The sequence below is a fragment of the Fundidesulfovibrio sp. genome (assembly GCF_058402725.1).
Genome location: NZ_JBZVFJ010000209.1, coordinates 1 through 4,443 on the forward strand (window position 1 = coordinate 1; position 4,443 = coordinate 4,443).

The window sequence follows — 4,443 nt, forward strand, 5'->3', positions numbered from 1 at the left end:
CCCCCTCGAGCCTCGACATCGTGGCCGACAAGGCCCTGGAACTGGCCTCCAGCGACTACGACCTGCGCAAGAAGTACGACTTCCGGCTCATCAGCATCGTGCGCGAGTACGACCCCGGGCTCCCCCCCGTGCGCTGCACCAAGACCGAGATCGAACAGGTGCTCCTGAACCTCATCAAGAACGCCGCCCAGGCCCTCTCCATGGGGCCTGCCCCCGACGCGCCGCGCATCACCCTGCGCCTGGCCCGCGAGGACGGCTTCGCCCGCATCGAGGTGGAGGACAACGGCCCCGGCATGGAGGAGTCCGTGCGCAAGCGCGTCTTCGAGCCCTTCTTCACCACCAAGCCCACCGGCGTGGGTACGGGCCTGGGGCTCTCGGTGTCCTACTTCATCGTCACCCAGAACCACGGAGGCGACATGTCCGTGGAGTCCTCGCCCGGCCGGGGCGCGCGCTTCGTCGTGCGCCTGCCGCTCACGCCGCCCCCGGACGCCTGAGCCGTGAAGCCTGCCGCCCCCTCCCGCTTGCGTCCTACCCCGCGCGGGCCTACACTGGCCCATCAACGACATCCGGAGGTCCGCCGTGCGTTTCAGTGCCAGAATGGGCGGGGTGCGCCGCTCCTACATCCGTGAAATCTTGAAGGTCACGCAGAATCCCGAGATCATCTCCTTCGCCGGGGGGCTGCCCAGCCCGGACCACTTCCCAGCCCAGGCCATGGCCCGGGCCGCCGCCGAGGTCCTGGCCGACAACGGCCCCCAGGCTCTGCAATACGCCACCACCGAAGGCCATCCGCCCCTGCGCGAGTTCGTCTCGCGCCGCTACAAGGCCACCTGGGGCCTGGACATCCCGGCCGAGAACATCCTCATCACCACCGGCTCGCAGCAAGGGCTCGACCTCATGGCCAAGGTGATGCTCGACGTGGGCGACACCGTGCTCATGGAGCGCCCGGGCTATCTGGGGGCCATCCAGGCCTTCTCGCTCTTCGGCGCGGCCTTCTCCACGGCCGACCTGGGACCGCGCGGCGTGGACCTGGACCAGCTCGAAGAGCGCCTGCGCGAGCGCCCGAAAATCTTCTATGCCGTGCCGAGCTTCCAGAATCCCTCGGGGACCAGCTACGACGCCGCCACCAGGCGCGACGCGGCCCGGCTGCTGGAGAACTCCGACACCATCCTCCTGGAGGACAACCCCTACGGCGAGCTGCGGTTCAAGGGCGAGGACGTGCCCCCCGTGCGCGCCTTCCTGGACCAGGAGCGCTGCGCCCTCATGGGCTCGTTCTCCAAGATCGCCAGCCCCGGGTTGCGCGTCGGCTGGATCGCCGCCGCGCCGGAGCTGATGCACAAGCTCGTCACGGCCAAGCAGGCCTCGGACCTGCACACCTCCAGCCTGGCCCAGCGCATCCTCTGCCGCTTCCTGGAGACCAACGACCTGGACGCCCACATCGCCGTGATCCGCCAGGCCTACGGCGAACGCCGCGACTGCATGGTGGAGGCCATCCGCCGTCACTTCCCCGAGGAGGCGCGCACCAACGAGCCCGAGGGCGGCATGTTCCTCTGGGGCACGCTCCCGGCGGGCACGGACTCGGAAGAGGTGTTCGCCAAGGCCATCGAGCGCAAGGTGGCCTTCGTGCCCGGACGCCCCTTCTACGTGGACGGCACGGACAACACCTTCCGGCTCAACTTCTCCAACTCCACGCCCGAGCGCATCGAGGAAGGCATCAAGCGCATGGGCCAGTGCCTCAAGGAGGTGATGGCCCGGGGCGGATCGGCCCCCGCCGGGGCGGACCCGGGGCTGGACATCTAGGGGCGCGATTTTGAAAAACATGAACATGTTTTTCAAAATCGAAAGACATGGTTTTGGCTGTTTGCCTTGAAAATCCGTATGGACTGATTTTGAGGACGCAACACCAGCCCCAAGACCGTGCGGACAAGACAAGCCGGGGAAGGCGCAGGCCTTTCCCGGCTTTTTGCGCCCGGACGCGCGCAATCCTCCCCGCCGCGACCGCATCCCGCCGCGCCGCCCGGCCCATCGCCCACCTTGGCGGTCGGCATTGCACGTTTCTTGACACACACCGCCCTCTTGCGCATGACATGCCAAGAGTCCCAGTCCGGAACGGCGCATCGCCCCCGGGGGGATTCTCCAGTCCCTCGCAGGAGGAACCGCAATGTCCACCGACCACGCCGGAGATCCGGCGCGCCCCGCTCCGACGCGCCGCCGGGGGGGCGCTCCAGCGCTCTCCCTCCCGCGCCCCTCCCGCCTGACGGCCGCCCTGGCCCTCCTGGCCGCGTGCCTCCTGGCCGCGTGCGGAAAAGACGAGCCTGCCCGCCCCGCGCCGCGCTCCGTGCAGGCCCCCGTGGCCGTGGTCCGGGCCGTCGAGGCCGTGGAGTGCCGCTCCTTCCCGGCCCAGGTGGAGTCGCTGGGCTCCGTGACCCTGGCGGGCAAGTCCCCCGGCGCGGTGGTGGAGGTGTTCGCCCAGGAGGGCCAGGCCCTCAAGGCGGGCGACCCCATCCTGCGCCTGGACGACCAGGAGCTCAAAAGCCGCGAGCAGTCCCTGACGGCTTCCATGGCCCAGGCCGCCTCGGAGCGACAGGCCGTGGCCGCCAAGGCCGCCCACGCCCGGGCCAACCTGGAGCGCCTCTCCAGGCTCCTGACCCAGAAGGTCATCAGCCAGGACGACTTCGAGCGCGCCCGCACCGAGGCCCAGGCCCTGGCCCGCGAGGAGGAGGCCATCGCCGCCCGCGAGCGCTCCGTGGCCGCCCAGCGCGAGGAACTGCGCGCCCAGGGCCAGTACCTGCTGCTCTCCGCGCCCTTCGACGGCGTGCTCTCCCGGCGCTATGTGGACCTGGGGGCCTTCGTCACCGCCGGGCAGCCCCTGGCCCTGGTGGACGCCGTGTCCTCCGGCTTCGACCTCACGGCACAGGCGGACGAGAGCCTGCTCTACACCCTCCACGTGGGCCAGGTGCTCGTGGGCTCCGTGCCCGCCCTCTCCCCCGCGCCCTTCGCCGCCCGCGTGCGCGCCGTGGTGGGCCGCGTGGACCCGGCCACGCGCACCTTCCGGCTCAAGGCCGAGCTGCCGCCCCTGGGCGCGCAGCCCAAGGCCGGGCTCTACGGCAGGCTCTTCGTGCCCGCGCGCACGGCCACGAAGATCCTCGTGCCCGCAGCCTGCCTGGCCCCGCGCGGCGACCTGCCCGCCGTGTTCACCGTGGACGGCAAGGGCCTGGCAGCCCTGCGCGTGGTCAAGACGGGCGGGCGCTTCCTCAAGGTGGAGTTCGACGGCAAGCCCTTCCTCACCGATTCCGAGGCCTTCGACGACCCCTCCCGCGAGGCCTTCGTGGAAATCCTCTCCGGGCTCACCGAGGGCGACCGCGTGGCCTGCGCAGGAAACGTCCCCCTGCGCGACGGCGACCGCGTGGAGGCCGCCCCGTGAGCGCCGAGCCCTCCCGCCACGACCTGCTGGCCCGCGTCACGGCGGCCTTCGTGGATTCCCGGCTCGTGCCGCTCATGGTGCTGGCCTCGCTGTTTCTGGGGGCCTTCGCCGTGGTCAAGACGCCCAGCGAGGAGGAGCCCCAGATCACGGCCCCCATGATCGACGTGCACGTCTCCATGCCCGGGGCCACGCCCCGGGAGATCGAGCGGCGCGTGGCGGCCCCCATGGAGAAGATCCTCATGGAGATCCCCGGGGTGGAGTACGTCTACTCCACGGCCGGGCACGGCGAGGCCCTCTGCGTGGTGCGCTTCGAAGTCGGGCAGGACCCCGAGCGCAGCGCCGTGAAGACCCACGACCGCCTCTTCCAGCACCTGGACTGGATTCCCCCCGGCTGCTCCCAGCCCCTGCTCAAGCCCCGCTCCATCGACGACGTGCCCGTGGCCGCCCTCACCTTCCACGGCGGCGGCCTGGACGTGCGCCAGCTGCGCGCCCTGGCCCTGCAGGTGAACGAGGAGGTGCGCCGCATCCCCGGCGTGGCCGAGACCACGGTGCTGGGCGGCATGCGCCGCGCCGTCGCCGTGGAGCTGGACCCGGTTCGCCTGCGCGCCCACGGCCTGGACGCCGCAGACGTGCTCGCGCGCCTCACGGACCAGAACCAGGCCGACTCCATGCCCGAGGCCCTGCTGGAGGGCCGCGCCGCCGCCGTGCGTCTGGACAGCTTCTTCCGCAACTCCAAGGAGCTGACCCGCGCGGTGCTCGCCGTGCGCGAGGGCCGCCCCGTGTACCTGGGCGACGTGGCCAAAGTCCGCGACGCCTTCGACGAGCCCGGCCAGTACGTCTTCCACTTCGACGGCCCGGCCTCCGGCCGCGCGGAGCAGGGCGTCATGGCCCCGGCCGTCACCCTCGCCGTGGCCAAGCGCGCCGGGGCCAACGCCACGGACGTCACGGGCGCCGTGGCCCGCACCGTGCAGCAGCTGCGCGGCTATGTGATCCCCCAGGGCGTGGCCGCCGACATCACCCGC

At 71.4% G+C, this 4,443-nt stretch carries 4 protein-coding genes; all 4 read left to right on the forward strand.

Annotation, left to right across the window (positions count from 1 at the left end):
* The coding region (locus tag ACV4UX_RS17495; protein WP_491594561.1) for a sensor histidine kinase at positions 1-494 on the forward strand (494 nt) is incomplete at its 5' end.
* Between the two features lie 85 nt (positions 495-579).
* On the forward strand, positions 580-1,797 hold the full coding sequence (locus ACV4UX_RS17500; RefSeq protein WP_491594562.1) for an aminotransferase-like domain-containing protein: 1,218 nt from the start codon (positions 580-582) through the stop codon (positions 1,795-1,797).
* A gap of 361 nt (positions 1,798-2,158) precedes the next feature.
* Complete coding sequence (locus tag ACV4UX_RS17505) at positions 2,159-3,421, forward strand: efflux RND transporter periplasmic adaptor subunit (protein WP_491594563.1); 1,263 nt, start codon at positions 2,159-2,161, stop codon at positions 3,419-3,421.
* Positions 3,418-4,443: efflux RND transporter permease subunit (locus tag ACV4UX_RS17510; protein WP_491594564.1), on the forward strand; the 1,026-nt coding region annotated here is incomplete at its 3' end. The genes ACV4UX_RS17505 and ACV4UX_RS17510, both read left to right, overlap by 4 nt.

Coding starts and splice junctions, on each gene's coding strand:
- ACV4UX_RS17505 (WP_491594563.1), top strand. CDS start 2,159: ATGTCCACCGACCACGCCGGAGATCCGGCGCGCCCCGCTCCGACGCGC.